A 6,063-nucleotide genomic window follows, 5' to 3' on the forward strand; every position below is an offset into this window, starting at 1 on the left:
ACACCCAGGCTTTGGCGCAAATATGGATGACAAATCCTCCTGCTGGGTACGCGTATCTATGCCGAGCGCCGGTGCAGGCTTTGGCCACCAGTTTATTCCGCGTATCGGGCAAGAAGTTTTAGTCGACTTTATCGAAGGCGATATCGACCGCCCCATCGTCACCGCCGTCGTCCACAACGGCAGCCACCCGGTGCCCACCTTCAGCGGCGCAGGCGCTTTGCCTGCCAACAAAACGCTGTCTGGCATCAAAACCAAAGAGCATGAAGGCGGGCAATACGGCGAGCTGCTGTTTGACGACACCAAAGGTGAAGTACGCACCAAATTATCCAGCGAGCATGGTAAAACCCAGCTCAACCTTGGCTATTTAATCCACCCGCGCACCGATGGTAAGGGTGAACCTCGCGGCGAAGGTTTTGAATTACGCAGCGACAAACAAGGTGCAATTCGCGCCAGCGGCTTACTCATCAGTACCGAAACCAAAGGCGGAGCGAGTGGCACGCAACTCGACCGCACACCCGCCCAAAGCCAGCTTGAATCCGCCCTGGAAACCGCCAAAAATCTTGGCGAATACGCTACTAAACAACTCGCTGACACTATCGAAACCGGCGACGACGATCAAACCGTCAAACCCGACAACAGCCCCGGCGACAAAGCCACCCACGGTCATCTTTACCACCACGTGCACGCCAGCAAAAGCTTTGAAGCAGGCAGCAACACCGATAAAGACGGCAAAACCAAATTCAAAGAGCAAGCAGGCCAGCAAAAAATTATCCTGCTGCACGGCGAGGATGGTGTGGCGATTACGAGTCCGCAAAGCCAGACGATCAGCGCAGGCAGCAACCTAGACCAAATCGCCCAGCGCGACAGCAACCAAAGCACCGCCCGCCGCTGGATTCACAACGTAGGCCAGCACATCAGCCTGTTTGTGGGCGGTGTGAAAGAGCAAATCACCCTGAAGCTCATCGCCGCCAAGGGCAAGCTGCAAATGCAGGCGCAAAGCGACGATATAGAAATCACCGCCGACAAAAATGCCAAGCTCACAGCCATCAAAGGCAAGGGCCTCTTCAACGCCAAGCAGGAAATACTGCTCACCGCAGGCGGTGCTTACATCCGAATCAAAGACGGCAAAATCGAGATGCATGCGCCAGGGAAAGTGAGCATTAAGGGCGGCAGCCATGATTGGGGCGGGCCTGCGAAGCTAAGCGTAGAACTCCCTGATTTACCTAAGAGCGGGAAATTCCAAGAGTTCTTTATTCTTAAAAATGCAAAGGGCAAGGTATTGCCAAATCATCCTTATCAAATGACCTTGCCTGACGGAGCCATGATCAAAAGTAAAACCGATGACAAGGGCGAAACCCAAGTCGCTCACTCGGAACAAACTGACCCAGTACAAGCTGAAGCGCTGCCTAAAAAAGATGAATTGGACCTTTTGCAAGTCAGGTATTGGGACGGCACGATTTCGCATCAGCTGGATTTTATTGATCTGACAAAAACCGAAGATTCCGCAGACGATCAGGAGGAAATTTAAATGGCTAACCCTCCAAAAAGAAGCTCACAAACACCTAGTAGTGGCCGTAAAACCACGACTAAAACACCTGCACAGGCGGGCACAACGCTACCTGTGACTAATCCTATGGATTTATGGTATCTCTGCCAGAAAGCAGGCTTTGCTCAGCGCTTCCCACTGATGGCCAGTAATGGCACTCCCCGCTATCAGCGCCAAGTTTCTAAATGGGTGTCTTTAGATTGTAAGTTTAATAAATGGAAGTGGCCTTACTACGGAGAAGTCGGCTTTGATATGGGGGCACCGGGTGGCCCCAAGCCGATTATGAGTTACGAAGAGCCACATCGCCCATCAACCATGCCGATGAATCGTTATGAAATTTCTCATAAGCGAGCGGTACTGGATATGGGGATAGAGCTGTCTCTGCTTGATGCCGTACTGACGAAAAAAATGCTGGAGGATAACCTTAGCCCCGCTGATTTTCGCCAGATCAATATGCTGATCAATGTGGAAACAGCAGGGGTATTTGGCATGAATAAACAGGGCAGGGTTAAGCTGCCAGGCTTGTTACGCATTCCTGATGTGATCCGCTTTAAAGATTACAAAAGCCTGAGCGGTGCGGCGCTGTTTACCCCTTCGAATATTGCTTTTGTGATTGAAATGAAGTTTGGGAATGATCAACTGTGGCGTGATCAACAGGAAGCTTATATTCAAATCGCAGGAGGTGACCTGCATAAAGACAAACTACGCTTGCTTGAAACAAGACTATGCAGAATAGGTAAGCGCAGACGTCGAGCTTGGCTAACGGAAGCAAGACTGAGTGAGCCAGTGTTTCGTGATGTAGAGAGTAAAGTCGCTTCCCCCCTCCCGCTGCGCCAAGCGCTGGCTCCTGGCGCTTTGCTTTTGGGGGAAGTTCAGCAAGAACTGGAGCAAGTGCGCCGCAAACTAGTCCCCACCCAAATCCCGGCAGGCACGCCAGTATTACGTGCTTACGACCCTGCTCAAGCCGCAGCAGCAGAGCGGCAAAGAGAACAAACAAGGCAGAGCTTGGAAATAACGCTGGCGGCCCCTTTAGCGGGGGCAGCAGCTGGGGCGGCATGGTTTGGTGTCGCTGCAATGGCAGAAACTGCCACACTGGGCGATGGCATTGTTTTACTGGCAAGGGGAAGTAAGACCTTAATTCGCTTCCCAGCCAAACCTATTATTGCCAGCACTTTGGCGGCCAACGCTGCCATTTATGAGGCAGCGGCCAGCCCATTAAATGCGCAGAATAAAGATGTTTCGATAAATGTATTTTTCATCCCAGAATAAATAGGGGTAGATATGAGTTTTTTTGATGAATGGGAAGAGGCTAGCTGGCACTTTACCTATGTGGACGAAGACGAGCCAGATAAGACGACTTTGCAAGGCGGTTTAGTGGCTGTGTTTTATATGGTCGGCGCTTATCTGCCTGCCCGCCGCCAAGCCATTGCCCAAGTGATGCAAGAATTTCATCTGCATTATGGTCGGCATCTTCAATGGGGCTATTGGGGAGACGGGCAGGACAGAATCCGCGCTTATTCCGCCAGCGATTATGCCAAAGGCAGTGAATGGGTGAGAACCTTACCGATGACTCATCCTGTTGAGTTTACCTGGTCGTCTGGTGCAGGCTATGAATTCGTTGGCAGCTATTCAGTTGAAGCTTACTCGCAAGCAGGCTGGTGGGAAAAAAACTACAAAAGTATTGCATATTTAAAAATTTATCTTCCTATTGAAGAATTAAAAGGAAATGGTCTAGCTATATTTGAGCAGCGCTTACGTGAATGGGCCAGCTTGCTTCAGCCTCTACATGGCTATGCAGGGCTAGGCTTCCAGCAGGGTAATGAATTTCATCGCTATGAAAATTTAGAGCTGGAACACGCCGAGCAATTTAAGTGTTTTGAGGTTGGCAGTTGCACCAGTCATGGCGAATTACGTGAAGGCTTTAAAAGCATCAACTGGTACACGATTTTATCGGACAGTTATTTACCACAGCTGGGCGGCAAAGACGTGCTGGCATCGGCGTTAGAACAAGAGGGGCTTAGCTTACTGAATTACTCTGGTGGCATTATGGTCAAAACGGGTGAATACCCAGAGCTGGGCTGGGTAGAAAAAGGCCCGCTACCCGCCAGCTATATCGCCGCCAACCGCATCCTAAAACCTGCCCGTGTGGCAGAACTATCCAACTTGCATTACGGCTCGATTGCGGGAGAGGCTCGCTTTACGCCTGACCTTACAGATCAATGGCTCAAGCGCTTTGATATTCCTGATGAGTCAGCAGCCTATGCTGCTGTAGTGCCTTTCCCTCAAAATAACGCGGATATACAGCGCTGCGAAGCAAACCAACCCTGCCCACAATCAGGCTATTGGTACACCCCTGCCAAACAAAACAGCCGTGCTTCGTTCAAACAGGGCGAGTTAATGCCAGATTTTCCCAGCTCTGCTTATGGTGCGACAATTTGGTATTGGGATGCTGATCAAGATTAACTATTTACAATTTATTTAAAAAAATATTGATAAAAACAATGGGCCGGAATAACTGGGGTCAGAGCAAAGTTAAATCCGCTTTCTTTGCCTCTAAAGCCGCCTCGGCGCTATTAAGCGATAAAGTAAAACAAACGCTTGAAAAGCAATGGGGTCAGGTCTTCCATTTTGCATAAGATAAAATTTACAGTCGTTATAATCCAAGTTAAATTGATTACATTTTGTCAAATGTAAGACCTGACCCTTTAGACACTATGACCCTTTAGACACTAATCCAATTGCCTTATTCGTTACGCTCAGCGATTTGGTTCTGGGTTTCCAATATGTGTATGGAACCTGCTGATGGCGGTATTACAGATAGTAATGTTGACAGGGTAACGGTGAAAGTTAACGCAGGGGAGTTGGGGAGGAGAAATAGCGAGGGTTCTTATAGCCCCAGTAGTGCTAGCCCTGCGCTACTTAGGCGTAAATATGCCAAAGCTGCTTTTGATTTTTTAATCTAAGGATTACTAGAATGCAATCTATTATTTCCCTATTACGACAATTGAAAGTGGTTGTGCTAGCACAAGCTGAGCCCACTCTAAAATCGATAGATAAGATATCCATGAAAAAAAAATTATATAAAATATTTCTACTATTCTTTATTTACCCAATTGGGGTTGCCAATGCAAATATCATTAAAAATGATCAATACTGCCATGCAACGATAATTGATCTTATAGGGCATACATTAAAACTAAAAAATTTTCGTCAAAACTTAAATGGTAATGGAGTTATAATCAGCTCTGTATGTAAAGCATTACCGAAAGAAAAGAATACTATTGTGGCAGCAATTGCTTATACTAGTGAGGAAAATTCAAAAATTGAGGGTATAAGTAAAAAAGAGCTATTTTTATCATTAATTGATACGCGGAGTAATAAAATACTAAGTTCCTATCGGTCTTTTATTATTGAGGATGCCTCTATGCGCTTAGAAGAAAATAGCCTGAGAATAGACACGGCGGCTTACTATCTTGCAGGTGGAGTTCGTGCCTTTGGTTTAGATATTTCTGGTGATTATATGCCCAATTGCGGCGATGGAAGTATCGGGGCAAGACGAACCTTATACATTAGAGAAGAGGAAAAAATACGCCCCGTCCTTGAGGATTTTTTTATGTCAACCTCTTGGTTTATAAAAGGATCTAACTGCCAACAAAATGAAAATGAACGGGTTGTTGAACACTTCCAGCGCTCTATTTCCGTTGGGAAAAATGTAAATCATGGTTTTAATGATTTATTAATAACGATTAAAAGTGAGATTGACGATGGCTCTCAATCTAAACGTAAGCCTTTTTATTTTACATTGAACTATGACGGCAAAACATATTCAACTAAATTATTCGAGGAATCATATTTAAAATGGCAGCGTTGAATAAGTCATCAATGGCAAGCTAAGCTAGGAATAACTGCCAGAATAACTGGGGTCAGGGTAAAGTTAAACCCACTTTCTTTAGCTCTGAGAGCATTAAGCGTAGTAGGATTTAAGTTTGTTCTGACCCCAGTTATTCAGTTATTCAGTTATTAAATCGCTATTGGGTCTGCCGGTGGTAATTGCAATTAGCGATGCCGATGGCGGCGAGGTCGAGCGTTGCGGGGTGATTTCCCAAGCGCAGTTACTTGGCTCAGATGGTGGCTTTGCTAAATATGCTTTAACCATAGAGCCCCCGTTTGCCCTGCTGCGCTATCGCCGCACTTCACGCATTTTTCAGGATTTAAGCGTTCCAGACATCATTAAACAGGTGCTGGCCGAGCATCAAGCGATGAACCCCGCGTTTGCAGCCGTGCAAACGCGGGATTTTAAACTCACCGGCACGCACCTACCGCGCTCTTATTGCCTGCAATACCGTGAGTCTGATTTTGATTTCTTAACGCGCCTCATGCACGAGGAAGGCTTGGCTTGGCGCTTTATGCATTTGCCGGGTGATTCGCCGCAGGTGCAGCTGATTGTGTTTGATGACGCCTATGCCCTGCCGGAGGCCGCCGAACCACAGGTGCGCTTTCATCGCGCTGACGCCACT

At 47.3% G+C, this 6,063-nt stretch carries 4 protein-coding genes and 1 pseudogene; all 5 read left to right on the forward strand.

Features of this window, described 5'->3' with window-relative positions; translation table 11 throughout:
* Positions 1-1,528: DUF2345 domain-containing protein (locus tag Q0R17_RS13175; RefSeq protein ID WP_293935753.1), on the forward strand; the 1,528-nt coding region annotated here is incomplete at its 5' end.
* A complete protein-coding gene (locus Q0R17_RS13180; RefSeq protein WP_293935754.1) occupies positions 1,529-2,815 on the forward strand; it encodes a hypothetical protein in 1,287 nt (428 codons plus the stop codon). It begins immediately after the preceding gene.
* A 12-nt stretch (positions 2,816-2,827) separates the two neighbouring features.
* Positions 2,828-4,009: a type VI immunity family protein gene (locus tag Q0R17_RS13185; protein ID WP_293935755.1), complete on the forward strand. Its 1,182-nt coding sequence runs from the start codon at positions 2,828-2,830 to the stop codon at positions 4,007-4,009.
* 511 nt (positions 4,010-4,520) lie between these two features.
* Complete coding sequence (locus Q0R17_RS13190) at positions 4,521-5,417, forward strand: hypothetical protein (protein ID WP_293935756.1); 897 nt, start codon at positions 4,521-4,523, stop codon at positions 5,415-5,417.
* 148 nt (positions 5,418-5,565) lie between these two features.
* Positions 5,566-6,063 (forward strand): annotated as a pseudogene (locus tag Q0R17_RS13195) (contractile injection system protein, VgrG/Pvc8 family); the annotation flags it as partial.

Origin of the sequence: Iodobacter sp. (genome assembly GCF_025352645.1) — a bacterium.
Taxonomy (GTDB): domain Bacteria; phylum Pseudomonadota; class Gammaproteobacteria; order Burkholderiales; family Chitinibacteraceae; genus Iodobacter.